The sequence below is a fragment of the Mycolicibacterium helvum genome (assembly GCF_010731895.1).
GTDB lineage: Bacteria > Actinomycetota > Actinomycetes > Mycobacteriales > Mycobacteriaceae > Mycobacterium > Mycobacterium helvum.
This window is the reverse complement of record NZ_AP022596.1, coordinates 193,820-208,504: the sequence shown is the minus strand read 5'-3', so window position 1 is coordinate 208,504 and position 14,685 is coordinate 193,820. Positions and strand designations below refer to the sequence as shown.

The window sequence follows — 14,685 nt, the reverse complement described above, 5'->3', positions numbered from 1 at the left end:
CCTCCCGGTGCTGGTCACGTAACCTTGAACAGTTGTCGCCAGGCGTCCGACGCCGGTGGCAGCGGGCTCAAGATCCCGCACCCCCAAGACCCGCGCACGCAGCCTCGGTTAGCGCGCGCCCGCAGAGCAAGGCAGAGGAAACGATGGCGACGTACGCAATCGTCAAGACCGGCGGCAAGCAGTACAAGGTCGCCGTTGGAGACATAGTCAAGGTCGAGAAGCTCGAGGTCGAGGCCGGCGGTTCGGTATCCCTGCCCGTCGCCCTGGTGGTCGACGGCGCCAAGGTCACCTCCGACGCGAAGGCGCTGGAGAAGGTTGCCGTCACCGGTGAGGTGCTCGAGCACACCAAGGGCCCCAAGATCCGCATCCACAAGTTCAAGAACAAGACCGGCTACCACAAGCGGCAGGGCCACCGTCAGCCGTTGACGGTGCTCAAGGTCACCGGAATCAAGTAGTCGAGGGAGCGAACTGACATGGCACATAAGAAGGGCGCTTCCAGCTCACGCAACGGTCGCGATTCCAACGCACAGCGTCTCGGCGTCAAGCGGTTCGGCGGCCAGATCGTCAAGGCCGGCGAGATCCTCGTCCGCCAGCGCGGCACGCACTTCCACCCCGGCGTGAACGTCGGTCGTGGTGGCGATGACACCCTGTTCGCCACCGCACCCGGCGCCGTCGAGTTCGGCGAGAAGCGCGGACGCAGGACGGTCAACATCGTTCGCGTCGCGCGACCGGAGTAGGTCTGCATCGCGAGTGTGAAACCACTGCGAGGTTGAGGCCGATATCTCGCATCACGTTCACACTTAGCGGTTGAAAGGACTCTCCGATGCCCCGTTTCGTCGACCGCGTCGTCATTCATGCCCGTGCTGGTAACGGTGGGAATGGCTGTGCCTCGGTACACCGGGAGAAGTTCAAGCCACTCGGCGGGCCCGACGGCGGTAACGGTGGCAGCGGCGGCAGCGTCGTACTCATCGTTGATCCGCAGGTGCACACCCTGCTGGACTTCCACTTCCATCCGCATGTCGCTGCGCCATCCGGCACGCAGGGGATGGGCAATAACCGCGAAGGGGCCAACGGCTCCGATCTCGAGGTCAAGGTTCCCGACGGTACCGTCGTGGTCGACGCCGATGGCCGGCTCCTGGCCGATCTGGTCGGTGCGGGCACCCGTTTCGTGGCCGCTGAGGGCGGCCGCGGTGGGCTGGGCAACGCCGCGCTGGCATCCCGGGCCCGCAAGGCCCCGGGTTTCGCGCTGCTCGGCGAGAAGGGCGAGGAGCGCGAGCTCACCCTGGAGCTCAAGACCGTCGCTGACGTCGGGCTGATCGGCTTTCCGTCCGCTGGTAAATCCTCACTGGTGTCGACGATCTCGGCGGCCAAGCCCAAGATCGCCGACTACCCGTTCACCACGCTGGTGCCCAATCTCGGCGTCGTGTCGGCGGGGGATCACACCTTCACCGTCGCTGACGTCCCCGGTTTGATCCCGGGCGCCTCGCAGGGCCGTGGGCTGGGCCTGGATTTCCTGCGCCACATCGAGCGGTGTGCGCTGCTGGTCCACGTTGTCGACTGCGCCACCCTGGAACCCGGCCGCGACCCGGTCTCCGATATCGATGCGCTGGAGGCCGAGCTGGCCGCGTATCGGCCGACACTGCAAGGCGATTCGACACTCGGTGACCTGGCCGACCGCCCGCGGGCGGTGGTGCTCAACAAGATCGACGTCCCCGAGGCCAGGGAGCTGGCCGATTTCGTGCGCGCCGACGTCGAGGCGCGTGGCTGGCCGGTGTTCGAGGTGTCCACCGTGACCCGGGAAGGCTTGCGGGAGCTGACGTTTGCGCTGTGGGACATGGTGGCCGCCTACCAGGCTGCACAGCCTGAGGTGGTGCCGCGCCGCCCGGTGATCAAGCCGGTCCCGGTCGACCGCACTGGTTTCACCGTCGAGCCCGACCGCGCGAACCCCGGCGGCTTCATCGTGCGCGGGGTGCGCCCAGAACGCTGGATCGTCCAGACCAACTTCGACAACGACGAAGCCGTCGGCTATCTCGGTGACCGGCTGGCCCGGCTCGGGGTGGAAGACCACTTGCTTCGGCTGGGCGCCAAGCCCGGCTGCGCGGTCACCATCGGCGATATGACCTTCGACTGGGAGCCGCAGACCCCGGCCGGTGTCGACGTCGTCCCGACCGGTCGTGGCACGGATGTCCGGCTGGAACAAACCGACCGGGTCGGTGCCGACGAGCGCAAGGAGGCCCGTCGCCAGCGTCGCGAGCACGAGGACGGCGCGTGAGCGACGCTTGCGGAGCGAACCAACAGGTGGCACGCACCGACCGAGCCCGCGAGGTCGGGCAGTGAGCCAGTACCGCGACGCCATTCGCACCGCGCGCAGCGTCGTCGTCAAGATCGGCACCACCGCACTGACCACGAAGTCGGGGTTATTCGACGCCGGCCGGCTGGCCCGGCTCGTCGATGCGATCGAGGCGCGGATGCAGGCGGGTTCCGATGTCGTCATCGTGTCCTCAGGCGCGATCGCGGCCGGTATCGAGCCGCTGGGCCTCAATCGGCGCCCGACCGATCTGGCGACCAAACAGGCCGCGGCCAGTGTCGGGCAGGTGGCGCTGGTCAATGCCTGGAGTGCGGCCTTCGCCCGCTACGACCGCACGGTCGGGCAGGTGCTGCTGACCGCACACGACATTTCGATGCGCGTGCAGCACACCAACGCCCAGCGCACGCTCAGCCGGCTGCGGGCCTTGCACGCGGTGGCGATCGTCAACGAGAACGACACCGTGGCCACCAATGAGATTCGCTTCGGCGACAACGACCGGCTCTCGGCGCTGGTGGCCCACCTGGTGGGTGCGGATGCGCTGATCCTGCTGTCGGACATCGACGGGCTCTACGACGGCGATCCCCGCAAGTCGTCCGATAGCGATCCAGCGCGGTTCATCCCGGAGGTGGCCGGGCCGGACGACCTCGACGGCGTGGTGGCCGGTCAGGGCAGCCGGCTGGGCACCGGTGGGATGCGGTCCAAGCTGTCCTCGGCGCTGCTGGCCGCCGACGCCGGGGTTCCGGTGTTGCTGGCTGCCGCGGCCGACGCCGCTGCCGCGCTGACCGATGCGTCGGTGGGTACGGTATTCGCCCCGCGGCCCGACCGGATGTCGGCACGGCGGTTCTGGGTTCGCTATGCCGCGGAATCAGCCGGTGCCCTGACGCTGGATGCCGGCGCGGTGCGCGCGGTGGTCAAGCAGCGGCGCTCACTGCTGGCGGCGGGCATCACCGAGGTGGCGGGCCGCTTCTTCGGCGGTGACGTCGTCGAGCTGCGCGACCTGGACGGGGAAATGGTGGCCCGCGGGGTGGTGGCCTACGACGCGGCCGAACTGACGACGATGATCGGCCGGTCGACCTCGGACCTGCCGGCCGACATGCGCCGGCCTGCCGTGCACGCCGACGATCTGGTAGCGGTCTAGCTCGCTGAGGTCAGCCCAGACAGTTCGTCGGCGAGCAGCGCCAGCATCGGCGAACAACCGCTGTCCACCTTGACCGTCGCGAGGTCGTCGCCTCGGGTGGCGCCGCGGTTCACGATCGCGACCGGTATGCCCAGCGCGGCGGCCTGCCGGACGAACCGGTACCCGGAGAACACCGTCAGCGAGCTTCCGGCGACCAGCAGGGCATCTGATTCTTCGACCAGCGAATAGGCTTGCGCAACAATCTCTTTGCCCACGTTCTCGCCGAAGTAGACGATATCGGGTTTGAGCATGCCGGCGCACGACGGACAGTCGATGAATCGAAACGATTCGGTGTCGGTGACGACGGCGTCCGCATCGGGAGCGACGGCGATGCCGCCGAGTCGTTCGGCGCGCTCGGCGAATCCCGGATTGGCCAGCTCGAGTTCGTCGGCCAGCGCGGCGCGCGACATCGTGTGCCCGCAGTCCAGGCACACCACCTGGGCGTAGGTGCCGTGCAGGTTGATGACGTTTCGGCTGCCGGCCTTGGTGTGCAGCAGGTCCACGTTCTGGGTGATGATGCCGTTCACCACACCCGCTCGCTCCAGGTGCGCCAGCGCGCGATGCCCAGCATTGGGCAGGGTCTGAGCCATATGTCGCCAGCCCAGGTGGTTACGCGCCCAGTAGCGCTGACGGAACGCGCGGCTTGAGGTGAACTGGCGGATCGTCATCGGGTTCGCCGGTGGCGAGTCCGGGCCGCGATAGTCGGGAATGCCCGAGTCGGTGGAGATCCCGGCCCCGGTCAGCACGGCGACGCGACGCCCCGTCAACAGCGCGACGAGTTCGGGGCTTTCCACGCTCTCCAGGGTATGTGCTCAGCCGAAGTTGGTGAGCGGGCTGAGTACGTCGTGCGCGAACTGGGTGATGTTGAGCGTCGGGCTCCCGTCCGGGTAGCTCACGGTGGCCAGCAGGTTGGCGCCGGCGTCGACGAAATCGCCGTCGGCGCGGTCCTGATGCGTCGACGAAGTCACCAGGATGATGCCCGAGGTACCGGCCTGCTTGGCCAGTGGCACCGAGAACCGGGCGTTCTGCACCGTGCTGTTGGCCTTGTCCTCGACGATGATCCGGCTGTCCGGGAAGCCGAGCAGCAACAGCATGCGGCGCATCTGCGCGGCTTCCGTCACACCGTTCTGCGGATTGCCGCCGGTGACGATGATCGGGGATTGCGGGTACATCTGGGCGACGGCCAGTCCGGTCAGCACGCGGCGGCGCAGGATCATCCGCATCGAGCCGTCCGGCTGCAGGCCATATCCCAGCACCACGATCGCCGGCTTGGAGAAGTCCTTGGCGGCGGGTGCGGGTACCGGTGCCGGGTCGGCTTGAGCCACAGCGGGAACGAACTCGCCGAACACGGCGGCGACAACCAGGATCAGGGCGCCGCAGGCGGCCTTCCATCGACGTCGCACGCTTCCTCCGGCCCGTTTGGAATTACTGCCCAGGTAATCGCACGGGTATGCGCTGCCGTTACTTGCGCCTCAGTGGTCCGCACGGGTCGGCCAATGAGCCGCCATCCACCTCGTGAACAGGCCTGGCCTGGCCGGCGTCGTCGCCGCGGTGGCGGCCGCCTTCAGCAGCTTCACTTCCTGCTCGGTGATCAACACGGTCGGCCGGGTGTCGACGACGCGGGCAATCTGCGCTGTTGGGGGTCGCGGGACAGAAGCGGGTACTGACAACATAATCGGATCCCCTGATCTGGTCGGCCGGCGATTCTCGCGCCTCATGAAAGAAAACTACGACCGCGACGACGGATGGGAACGCGTAGAGCCATACTCGAAATCCGCGCACCCGCCACGCAAAAGCCCTGAGCGACAACGACGGTGGCACTGCCGACCACTCGGCCGAGTGATGTGACCCAGGTCACGTCGCAGGGGGTTGATTGCCCGAAGCGCGGGTTCTCGTTTCCGCGCCGGGGGCGACGGGCGACAATGGGGCATGGATTTCTACTCGGCCTACCAGCACGGCTTCGTGCGGCTGGCCGCCTGCACCCACCGCACGGTGCTTGCGGACCCCGCCGCCAACGCCGAGTCGGTGCTGCGGATCGCCAGGGCTTGCCACGATGAGAGCGTCGCGGTGGCGGTGTTTCCCGAGCTCACCCTGTCCGGTTACTCCATCGAGGACATCCTGCTGCAGGACTCGCTGCTCGACGCCGTCGAGGATGCCGTGGCGGATATCGTCGCGGCATCGGCCGATCTGTTTCCCGTGCTGGTGGTGGGTGCACCGCTGCGCTACCTGCACCGCATCTACAACACCGCGGTGGTGATCCACCGCGGTGCGGTGCTCGGGGTGGCTCCGAAGTCCTACTTGCCGACGTATCGGGAGTTCTACGAACGGCGCCAGGTCGCGGCCGGCGACGATGTGCAAGGCGCGATCCGCATCGGTGGGGCTGACGTGCCATTCGGCCCGGACCTGTTGTTCGCGGCCGACGATGTGTCGGGGCTGGTGTTGCACGTCGAAATCTGTGAGGACATGTTCGTGCCGGTGCCACCGAGTGCGGAGGCCGCGTTGGCGGGCGCGACCGTGCTGGCCAACCTCTCTGGCAGCCCGATCACCATCGGCCGTGCCGAGGACCGCAAGCTGCTGGCCCGCTCAGCGTCGGCGCGCTGCCTGGCGGCCTACGTCTACGCCGCGGCCGGTGAAGGCGAGTCCAGCACTGACCTGGCCTGGGACGGTCAGACGATGATCTACGAAAACGGCCGTCTGCTAGCCGAATCCGAACGGTTCCCGAAAGGGGAGCGCCGCTCGGTCGCCGACGTCGATCTGGATCTGTTGCGCTCCGAGCGGCTCCGGATGGGCACCTTCGACGACAATCGCCGTCACCACCAAGAGCGGTTGAAGTCGTTCCGGCGCATCGGGTTCCGGCTCGAACCGCCCAGCGGTGACATTGGGCTGCTGCGCTCGGTCGAACGCTTTCCGTTCGTGCCTAGTGATCCGTTCCGGCTGGAACAGGATTGCTATGAGGGATACCACATTCAGGTCGCCGGGCTGGTACAGCGGCTGCGCGCACTGGACTACCCCAAGCTGGTGATCGGGGTTTCCGGCGGGCTGGACTCGACCCATGCGCTGATCGTGGCGGCGCACGCGATGGATCGGGAAGGCCGGCCCCGCAGCGATATTCTCGCGTTCACGCTGCCCGGCTTCGCGACCGGCGAGCGCACCAAGAACAACGCGATCAGGCTTTCGCGCGCCCTCGGTGTCACATTCGCCGAACTCGACATCCGCGACACCGCCACACTCATGCTGACCGAGATGGACCACCCGTTCTCCAGGGGTGAAGCGGTCTACGACGTCACCTTCGAGAATGTGCAGGCCGGCCTGCGCACCGACTACCTCTTCCGGCTCGCCAATCAACGCGGCGGCATCGTGCTGGGCACCGGCGATCTGTCCGAGCTTGGTCTGGGCTGGTCGACCTACGGCGTCGGCGATCAGATGTCGCATTACAACGTCAACGCCGGCGTGCCGAAAACCCTGATCCAGCATCTGATTCGGTGGGTGATCTCCTCCGGGCAGTTCGAGGACGAAGTCGGCGAGATCCTGCAGTCGGTGCTTGACACCGAAATCACCCCCGAGTTGGTACCCACCGGTGAAGACGAAGAGATCCAGAGCAGCGAAGCCAAAGTGGGTCCGTACTCGCTGCAGGATTTTTCGCTCTTCCAGGTGCTGCGGTACGGCTTCCGGCCGTCCAAGATCGCGTTTCTGGCCTGGCACGCCTGGAGTGATCCCGACAGCGGCAACTGGCCGCCGGGGTTCCCCGAGGGTAAGCGTCCGGCCTACTCGCTCAAGGAGATCCGGCACTGGCTGCAGGTCTTCGTTTCGCGGTACTACTCGTTCAGCCAGTTCAAACGCTCCGCGCTGCCGAACGGGCCCAAGGTGTCTCACGGGGGCTCGTTGTCGCCGCGCGGCGACTGGCGGGCGCCCTCGGACATGTCGGCGCGGATCTGGCTGACCGAGATCGAACGCCAGATTCCCGAGGACTGATCACCGGCTGCACCTCAGGTGCCGGCAAGCACCGTACCGGGGAGCAGATGACGCTGGTCTTGGCCGGCATCGAGGGTGACGGTGCCGCGCACCGCGGTGTTTTCCCCGATTCGCCAGTCACCGCGGATGGACAGGGAGGTCGCGCCGCACAGTGACGGGGGAGTGGGCATTCTCGCCTCGAAATCGCTGATGAGGCCGAAAAACCGCGGGTCCAGGTCGACGGTCGGTGGCACATTACACACGGGACGCAACTGGTGGTCTGGCCGCAGCTCGTACACGTCGGATCGAATGAGCGCCAAGTCGTTGGTTGTTTTGACGGGCAGAAACCGTGCCCGGTCGACCTCGATGGCCGTAGACGTATCGAAGAGCGAGATCGCCGCTCCCACAGCAGATTCGATCTGAATGACTCGTGGACTCTGCGGATCGCAGGGGTCGACGTTCTTTTCGTTTCGAATCAGCGGCAGGTCCAGGACGCCGTCAGCCTGAGCAAGCGCGCGCCGCAGAGCGCGAAGATCGAACCACATGTTGTTGGTGTTGAAGTAGCGGTGAACCGAGCGGTCGGAGGCGACGGGGAAGTCGGTGGGATCAATCTGGGCACTCTCGCGTAGTACGAGCCGACCGTCGGCGCGACGGAGGACGAAGTGCCCTCCTTTGACGTCGGCAGCGGTGCGCCGGCACACCTCGGCGGCGCACGAGGCGCCGCTCGCGGCGAACCATGCCATCATCGCCGGATCCGGATAGGCGCCGAGATTGTCTGCGTTGGAGATGGATGCGTACCGGTAGCCGCGGTCGATCAGCATGTCGAGTACGCCGGAGGTGTCCAGGGCGGTGAACAGATCCGCGTGGCCCGGCGGGCACCACTCGAGCTCGGGATCTGCCGGCCAGGTGACGGGCGCCAAATCGCCGACGGTGAGTTTGGGCTCGCGATTCTGGACGAAGCCCAACGGCAGATCGTCGACGCGGAGGTCGGGATAGGGACCGAGGGCGTCGAGGGTGTCGTGATGGGTTCGGAAGCTATTCATGAACAGCACGGGCAACGTCACGTCGAGCTCGGACCGCAGATGCCGGATCTGATGGGCGATCAGGTCGAGGAAGCTCAGCCCGTCTTTGACGGGAAGCAGCGACTTGGCCTTGTCCATGCCCATCGTCGTGCCCAGACCGCCGTTGAGCTTGATCACGACCGTCGCCGATGCGGCGGCGCGCAGACTCCCGCTGTCGAAATCGAGGTGGTCGACGTGCGTGATATCGGCCAGCGGTTCGATCTCGGCCTCGGCAATGACTCCGCAGGATCCTTGTTCGAGTTGTCGATAGAACGACGAGAACACCCGGATCGCCTGTTCCGGCACCCCGGCTTCGCGCATCTTGTGTTGTGCGATCGAGAGGTTGCGGCTTGAAAGCGAGCTGCTTTGCATCGCGTGGTTGTCTCCTCTTGGTCGGTGGTCGTGCGCCGTCATCCCTTCAGGGATGCCTGCCAGGCGCGCGCGGCGATGAGTTCCGGAACGAGCGTCTCGGTGAGAAGACGCACGTCGTCGTTCTCGTCACCGGGGTATCGCAGTGTCGCTGTGGCTGACGGTAGTTCGCCGCCGACACTGATCACCGTCGTGCCCCGTGCCTCGGTCCAGTCGAGCATCTGACGTTCCCACTTCGAGCCTGCGAACACCACCATGGTCAGGTTGGTGTTCTTGGTGCGGTACACGTCGACATGACTCCAATCGCCGGTCTCGCAGCCGATTGCGGCGCGTCGGGGCCCCTCTCTGAACATCAGCGCGCCCTGCTGCGCTGAGGCGAACCGGTGCGCGGGCGCGCACAGTTGAATCTCATCGGGTCCGAGAAGAAGATCAGAAATCCCAGGGCGCCAACCGGACTCGGAGGACAACAAGGTTTCGCTCGCGTGCGCGGTCGCTTCGAGGGCGGCGACCAGTGACGTCATCGGTGCAGCGGTGAGAGCGCACTCAAGCGCTAGGAACAGCGCCAACGTGTGCTGGTAGCTGCGGCAGGCAACCCCGCCGGCCTCAAGTTCGGCAGACAATTCGACCACCGCGCCGCACTTCTGGGTGATGGCCGAGCCTGGAGAGTTCGTCAGCGCCACGGTGGTCGCCGCAGGGTCGAGGCGCTCGAGGGCATCCAGGGTCTCCACCGACCCACCCGAGGCGGACGTGGCGATGACCAGGGTGTCCGGTCCCCAAGCGGGAAGCAGTTCGGAGGAGGCGATCTCCGAGACGGCAGTGATACCCCGTGCCCGAAGGCGTGCCGCTGCGGTTCCGGCCGCGTACGCGGACGAGCCCATGCCCAAGAACACCACGCGCGATACGTGCGCCGGAAGGACTTCCGACCACGGGTTGCGGTTCCCCAGGGACTCGGCCAGTGCCGCGAGCACTTCGGGCTTGCGGGCGAGATCGTTGGCGAACTTGTCGGCGTCCATCAAGAAACTCCTTCTAAGAGTGCGGGCAATGCCAGATCCGGCACGTACATCCAGCGCGGCAGATGTCTACCGGCGTAGACGATCTCGCGTAAGACCTGTTGCAGTCGAAACGCGGTTAGCGCATCCTCACCAAGAAGCAGGTCGGCGTGACCGAGGTGGGTGATCCTCGCGGTGTACGAGTCTAGAAATGCCGACCGCGCGCGCACGTCGGCGCGGGCAACGGCGTGCGAGTTCAGATCGTGCTTGGTGGCCGCGACGATCGCGACGTGGGCCAGCGACTGCAGCATACCTGCGACGTCGAGCGCTGCCGGCACGGGCAGCGCCTGCTCGGCGGGGGAAAGTACCGGGTTGCCGTCGAAGTCGGTGACCACGAATCGGTTCTGTGCCTTCAGGATCTGGCCGACGTGGAGGTCGCCGTGGGCGGCGAGGATCGGGACGTCGTTCAGATCGCCGAGGGGTCCGAGGAGATGCTCCACGTCGGCTCGACGATCGTCCAGTAAGTCGGCTGTCGCCGGGCTGGCCGCTGCGCGGGCCGCCGCGAGTGTGGCGAATGCGGTGTCGCGCCAGCGGCGCGCATCGCCGGCGCCCGACACGGTGGCGGTGCCTGCCAGGGCAGCGTGTAGGTCGGCGATCATTTCTCCGACCGCGGTCCACGTCGCCGTGATGGTGGTCATGTCGCCGTCCCGGGCCCCGGCGACGGCGAGATCGACCGCCCATGTCCAACCGTCGACCGCGCCGGGAAGGTACTCCGTGACGGTGGCGATCAGTGTCGCCTGTCCGTCGTCGGGTTGCCAGGTGACGATTCCCCAGAGGGGTGGCATCGCGGTGAATCCGGCGGCATGCAGCGTGGAGAGCCGAGCGGGTGCGGGATGCGGGCCCGGCACAAGGTGGGTGGCCCACTTCGCAACGGCGCGCTCGCCGACGATGACGGATTCGTTCGTCTGGTCGACGGTGATGGCCCGTTCACCGGTGCAGCGTGTCGGTGGGGCCCAGGAAGCGACGGTGAAGGCTCCCCGGGTGGATCGGCCGTGCCCCGCGGTGAGCAGGCGGACGAGTGCCTCGGCGGCCCCGTCGCCGGCCTGGGCCCGCCGCCACTCGCCATCCACGAGAAGTGCTGGCACGGCTGACAAGCCGCCGTCGCATGGGACGACGGCGACTGCATGTCGCTCGCCGAGTTCTAACAGGTCGGTGGGGTGAAGTGGCACCGATCAGGCCGTCGTCGTGCGGTGCCCGAGCCCGACGCGCTCGATGACGTCGGCGGCTGCGCTCAGACCGTCGCGGGCGCGTACCGCCGCGCCGATCTGGTCGACCCGGGCGCGCATCTCAGCATCGGTGAGAACTCGTTCGAGCGCCTCGGTGAGCTGATCGTCGGGAAAGTGGTAGGTGTCGAGTCGGATACCGAGACCCAGTTCGTCGATGCGTTGGGCATTTTCGTATTGATCCCAGAACAGCGGCAACACGATCATCGGCTTGCCGAAATGCAGGGCCTCGGTGGTGGTGTTGTTACCGCCGTGCGAGATCACCGCGTCAACCAGTGGGATGATGCGGGTCTGGGGCAGCATCTGCTCACCGACCATGTTGTCGGCGAGCTGAATCTGGTCTGCGCACGGCCCCTTGCTGACGATGAACCGGTGCGGAGTCCGGGCAAGGAGATCGACCAGCCGTTGCATGAGCGAAACATCGGCTGCGCCGAGGGATCCCAGCGACAGGTAGACCAGGGCGCTGCCCTCGGGGCGGTCTGCCATCGCTGCGGGCAACTCGTACTCGTCATCGGTCTCGCGAATGCTGGAGTCGACCCGTGTCCAGGTGCCGTCCAACGGCCGCCGGTCGGTGTAATCGGCTTCCTGTGGGTAGATGTAGATCGTTGCGGCGTTCTCGCGCGGCATGAATTCGAGATCGGGGAGCGGTGCGCTGCCCTGAGCCTGGACCCACGTATCGAACTCGTCCCACATGGGCCGGATGGTCGAGTCGAATTCGGCACGGTAGGCCGCCCACTCGGACCGGTCATCGCTCGGCAGACCGGAAAAGGGCGGCGGGACATCGGGTCCCGGAACCTCCAACGGGCTACAGGAGATGACCCGGACGAACGGCTTGCCCGCGGTGGTCAGCGCCGGGAACAGGACCACATTGTCCTCGACGATGACATCGGGTTGGTGGGTTGCGATGATCTCGCGCAGTCGGGGCTCGCAGTACTTGGCGCCGTCGATGAGGGCTTGGTAGGTCGGCTTGATGAATGTCGCGATCTGTTCGATCGTGGGCTTGGCAAATTCGGGTGCGGTCTCCGTGATGAAGTCCGTCCAGAACTGACCCGCATCCTCCTCCGCCGCACCGGCGGCGGGTTCGGCGAGGTCGACGAGTTCCTCAGCGAACCCGAACCGGCCGATCTTTCCAACCCAGGATGACTCTGCGGCGAAGACGATTCGGTGTCCGCGGTCCCGGAGCTTGGCGGCGATCCCGATGCACTGATTCGTTGGCCCGTAAGCGGATTCGGGCCAGAACATGATTGTCAAGCTGGTGCTCATTGGCGGTTGCTTTCGTTCGGTGATATGCGGGGCAGTGGGTGAGCGGTTGCCACCCGGGCATAGTCGAGTACCAGCTCGACGGATGAGTCGGCGTCGAGGCTGGGATGGCGTGCGATCATGCGGTAGCCGTATGCGTCCTCCAGCGCCACGATGTTTCGTGCGATGGTCAGCGACGGCGAGCTGAGTGTGAATTGTCCTTGCGCTGCACCGGATTCCAAGATCACCTGATACATCGCAACCTGTCGGTCGAAGAGCGCTGTGAGAAGGACGCCGTAGGTCGGGTAGCGACCCGCTGCGCCGCCCAGTTCGCACAGCAGCTTCACCGCCGGATCATCGGAGTCGACGGGGAGTCCGGATTCGATGGTCACGACGAGTCGTCGGTCGGGTTCCGCGATGCCCTCGATGGCTCTGAGTCGTTCGTCGTAGAAGCGTTCCATGCCGGCGCGGTTGGCCTCGACCAACAGGCTCTGGACGTCGGGAAAGTGATAGAGAACCGCCCCAGAGGTCAATCCGGCCTCCGCCGCGACCTGTTTCAGCTGGACGTCGGCGCCGTGCTTCATCACCGCGCGCTGCGCGGCATGGAGAAGGTTCGCGCGTCGCTCACTGCGGCTCACTGCCACGCCGGTCACCTCCTCGTCTTGGTTGGGCGTCACTCTGCCAAAAATCTCGCCGATTGGGTACAAAACCTTGAACTTTGGCTCAAGTTTGGTTTAATCAACCTCCATCACGTGCACATTTGGCGTGTTAAATCCCTGAATCAGGATGCAGTATGCGTCGTCGTCGTGCATGCCTGAGCCTCGATCACAGATTCCGGAGCCGCCATGAACGCGCAGCCCGAGCAGCCGGTGGACCGCCGCCGGATGCCGTCCACCGTCGGCGCGGACGATCGGTCGTGAGCGACCGTCTGCTCCGCGACGCCGCGCCCCGGCCGGTGTGGTGGGAGGGCGTGGAAACCGGGCCACGAACTGATCCTTTGACCGGCCATGTTTCGGCGGATCTAGTGATCGTCGGCGCCGGATACACCGGCCTGTGGGCGGCTATCGAGGCGCTGGGAGAACAGCCGGGCCGTCGCGTCGTGATCCTCGAGCAGTCCTGGACCGGATCAGCCGCTTCCGGGCGCAACGGTGGCTTCGTCTCGGAGTCCCTGACACATGGCATCGCGCACGGCGAAGCAAGGTGGCCCGACGAACTCGATCAACTCGAGCGGTTAGGACGCCACAACGTAGCCGAGATCGCCGACTTCGTAACCACTCACCGGATCGACGCCGACCTGCGTATGGTCGGCAAAACGACCGTGGCGCGGACGCCGCATGAAGTGGAGGCGCTGCGAAACGCGGCCGCGTCACACACCCGCCGCGGTGTCGCGGTCGAATTACTTGACCGAGAACAGATTCGGGCCGACATCGATTCGCCACTGTTTCTTGCCGGCTTGCGCATTCACTCCGGCGGCTTGGTCGATCCAGTGGCGTTGGTGCTGGGATTGCGGCGGGTGGCAGAAGAGCGCGGAGCCGTCATATACGAACAGACCCCGGCTCTCGGGATCAGCCGTGCCGGTGACGTTCTGACTGTACGCACCCCACAGGGTGCGGTAACGACAGGCCAAGTGCTGCTGGCCTCCAACGCCTTTCCACCGCTGCTGCGGCGCCTCAAGGCATGGCTGCTGCCCGTCTACGACTACGTGTTGGCGACCGCCCCGCTGTCCGCAGAGCAGCTCTCGTCGATCGGCTGGGCGCAAAATCAGGGACTCACCGACGCGGGCAACCAGTTTCACTACTTCCGCCGGACGCGTGACGACCGGATTATCTGGGGTGGTTACGACGCGATCTATCACTTCGGTAACCGCGTCGCCCCCGAATTGGAGCAGCGCGACGCCTCGCATCTGTTGCTCGCCCGTCAGTTTCGTGAGACATTCCCACAACTGGAAGACCTGCCGTTCACCCACCGGTGGGGTGGCGTCATCGACACCACTAGCCGATTTACACCGATCTTCGGCACCGCACATGGTGGTCGCGTTGCCTACGCTGTTGGATTCACCGGCCTCGGCGTGGCCTCCACGCGCTTCGGTGCTCAGGTCGCACTCGATCTCCTTGCCGGGCGCAGGACGGAACGAACACGGTTGAAGGCCGTGACTGCCGCTGCGCTGCCGTTCCCGCCCGAACCCCTGCGGTGGCCCGCGGTCGAGATCACCCGGGCCGCCCTGGCCCGCGAGGACGAGACCGGCCGCCGCGGCCTACTACTGCGCACACTCGACCGATTCGGTGTGGGCTTCAACAGCTGAAGGAGT

At 66.2% G+C, this 14,685-nt stretch carries 14 protein-coding genes; 6 read left to right on the top strand and 8 right to left on the bottom strand.

Annotation, left to right across the window (positions count from 1 at the left end):
* The first annotated feature begins 143 nt into the window (after window positions 1–143).
* The 4 genes from rplU (at window position 144) to proB (ending at window position 3,446) form a co-directional block, all read left to right on the top strand.
* On the top strand, window positions 144–455 hold the full coding sequence (gene rplU / locus G6N38_RS01015) for a 50S ribosomal protein L21 (RefSeq protein WP_108053820.1): 312 nt from the start codon (window positions 144–146) through the stop codon (window positions 453–455).
* Window positions 456–473: 18 nt separating this feature from the next.
* A complete protein-coding gene (gene rpmA / locus G6N38_RS01010) occupies window positions 474–737 on the top strand; it encodes a 50S ribosomal protein L27 (RefSeq protein WP_094481314.1) in 264 nt (87 codons plus the stop codon).
* Between the two features lie 86 nt (window positions 738–823).
* A complete protein-coding gene (obgE, locus tag G6N38_RS01005) occupies window positions 824–2,272 on the top strand; it encodes a GTPase ObgE (protein ID WP_163745849.1) in 1,449 nt (482 codons plus the stop codon).
* Between the two features lie 61 nt (window positions 2,273–2,333).
* Complete coding sequence (gene proB / locus G6N38_RS01000) at window positions 2,334–3,446, top strand: glutamate 5-kinase (protein WP_163745848.1); 1,113 nt, start codon at window positions 2,334–2,336, stop codon at window positions 3,444–3,446.
* On the opposite strand, the gene G6N38_RS00995 is transcribed toward proB, so the two are convergent.
* The 3 genes from G6N38_RS00995 to G6N38_RS00985 all read right to left on the bottom strand — a co-directional run bounded on the left by G6N38_RS00995 (window position 3,443) and on the right by G6N38_RS00985 (window position 5,158).
* Complete coding sequence (locus G6N38_RS00995) at window positions 3,443–4,279, bottom strand: NAD-dependent protein deacetylase (protein WP_163745847.1); 837 nt, start codon at window positions 4,277–4,279, stop codon at window positions 3,443–3,445. The genes proB and G6N38_RS00995 overlap by 4 nt on opposite strands.
* A gap of 18 nt (window positions 4,280–4,297) precedes the next feature.
* Window positions 4,298–4,888, bottom strand: a complete 591-nt coding sequence (locus G6N38_RS00990; protein ID WP_163745846.1) for a YdcF family protein — start codon at window positions 4,886–4,888, stop codon at window positions 4,298–4,300.
* Between the two features lie 69 nt (window positions 4,889–4,957).
* Window positions 4,958–5,158, bottom strand: coding sequence for a hypothetical protein (locus tag G6N38_RS00985; RefSeq protein ID WP_163745845.1), 201 nt, complete (start codon window positions 5,156–5,158; stop codon window positions 4,958–4,960).
* Between the two features lie 256 nt (window positions 5,159–5,414).
* Here G6N38_RS00985 and G6N38_RS00980 point away from each other — a divergent pair, with 256 nt between their 5' ends.
* A complete protein-coding gene (locus tag G6N38_RS00980) occupies window positions 5,415–7,457 on the top strand; it encodes an NAD(+) synthase (RefSeq protein ID WP_163745844.1) in 2,043 nt (680 codons plus the stop codon).
* Between the two features lie 14 nt (window positions 7,458–7,471).
* Here the strand turns inward: G6N38_RS00980 and G6N38_RS00975 are convergent, their stop codons facing one another.
* From G6N38_RS00975 to G6N38_RS00955, 5 genes are read right to left on the bottom strand one after another with little or no spacing between them, the layout of a single operon-like run.
* Entirely contained in the window at window positions 7,472–8,869 is a 1,398-nt protein-coding gene (locus G6N38_RS00975) for a UTP--glucose-1-phosphate uridylyltransferase (RefSeq protein ID WP_163745843.1), read from the bottom strand.
* A gap of 38 nt (window positions 8,870–8,907) precedes the next feature.
* Window positions 8,908–9,879 carry an SIS domain-containing protein gene (locus G6N38_RS00970; protein ID WP_163745842.1) on the bottom strand — a complete coding sequence of 324 codons (972 nt, stop codon included), beginning with the start codon at window positions 9,877–9,879 and terminating at the stop codon, window positions 8,908–8,910.
* Window positions 9,879–11,084: a glucosamine kinase gene (locus G6N38_RS00965; RefSeq protein ID WP_163745841.1), complete on the bottom strand. Its 1,206-nt coding sequence runs from the start codon at window positions 11,082–11,084 to the stop codon at window positions 9,879–9,881. Before G6N38_RS00965 ends, G6N38_RS00970 begins: the two co-directional genes overlap by 1 nt.
* A gap of 3 nt (window positions 11,085–11,087) precedes the next feature.
* Entirely contained in the window at window positions 11,088–12,401 is a 1,314-nt protein-coding gene (locus tag G6N38_RS00960; RefSeq protein WP_163745840.1) for a glycosyltransferase, read from the bottom strand.
* Complete coding sequence (locus tag G6N38_RS00955; protein ID WP_246227577.1) at window positions 12,398–13,054, bottom strand: TetR/AcrR family transcriptional regulator; 657 nt, start codon at window positions 13,052–13,054, stop codon at window positions 12,398–12,400. Before G6N38_RS00955 ends, G6N38_RS00960 begins: the two co-directional genes overlap by 4 nt.
* Window positions 13,055–13,293: 239 nt before the next feature.
* Here G6N38_RS00955 and G6N38_RS00950 point away from each other — a divergent pair, with 239 nt between their 5' ends.
* Window positions 13,294–14,679 carry an NAD(P)/FAD-dependent oxidoreductase gene (locus G6N38_RS00950; RefSeq protein ID WP_163745839.1) on the top strand — a complete coding sequence of 462 codons (1,386 nt, stop codon included), beginning with the start codon at window positions 13,294–13,296 and terminating at the stop codon, window positions 14,677–14,679.
* Window positions 14,680–14,685: the final 6 nt, after the last annotated feature.

Excerpts from the sequence above, each read along its gene's own strand:
- rplU (WP_108053820.1), top strand. The coding sequence starts at position 144 with ATGGCGACGTACGCAATCGTCAAGACCGGCGGCAAGCAGTACAAGGTC.
- rpmA (WP_094481314.1), top strand. The coding sequence starts at position 474 with ATGGCACATAAGAAGGGCGCTTCCAGCTCACGCAACGGTCGCGATTCC.
- obgE (WP_163745849.1), top strand. The coding sequence starts at position 824 with ATGCCCCGTTTCGTCGACCGCGTCGTCATTCATGCCCGTGCTGGTAAC.
- G6N38_RS00985 (WP_163745845.1), bottom strand. The coding sequence starts at position 5,158 with ATGTTGTCAGTACCCGCTTCTGTCCCGCGACCCCCAACAGCGCAGATT.
- G6N38_RS00980 (WP_163745844.1), top strand. The coding sequence starts at position 5,415 with ATGGATTTCTACTCGGCCTACCAGCACGGCTTCGTGCGGCTGGCCGCC.
- G6N38_RS00975 (WP_163745843.1), bottom strand. The coding sequence starts at position 8,869 with ATGCAAAGCAGCTCGCTTTCAAGCCGCAACCTCTCGATCGCACAACAC.
- G6N38_RS00970 (WP_163745842.1), bottom strand. The coding sequence starts at position 9,879 with ATGGACGCCGACAAGTTCGCCAACGATCTCGCCCGCAAGCCCGAAGTG.
- G6N38_RS00960 (WP_163745840.1), bottom strand. The coding sequence starts at position 12,401 with ATGAGCACCAGCTTGACAATCATGTTCTGGCCCGAATCCGCTTACGGG.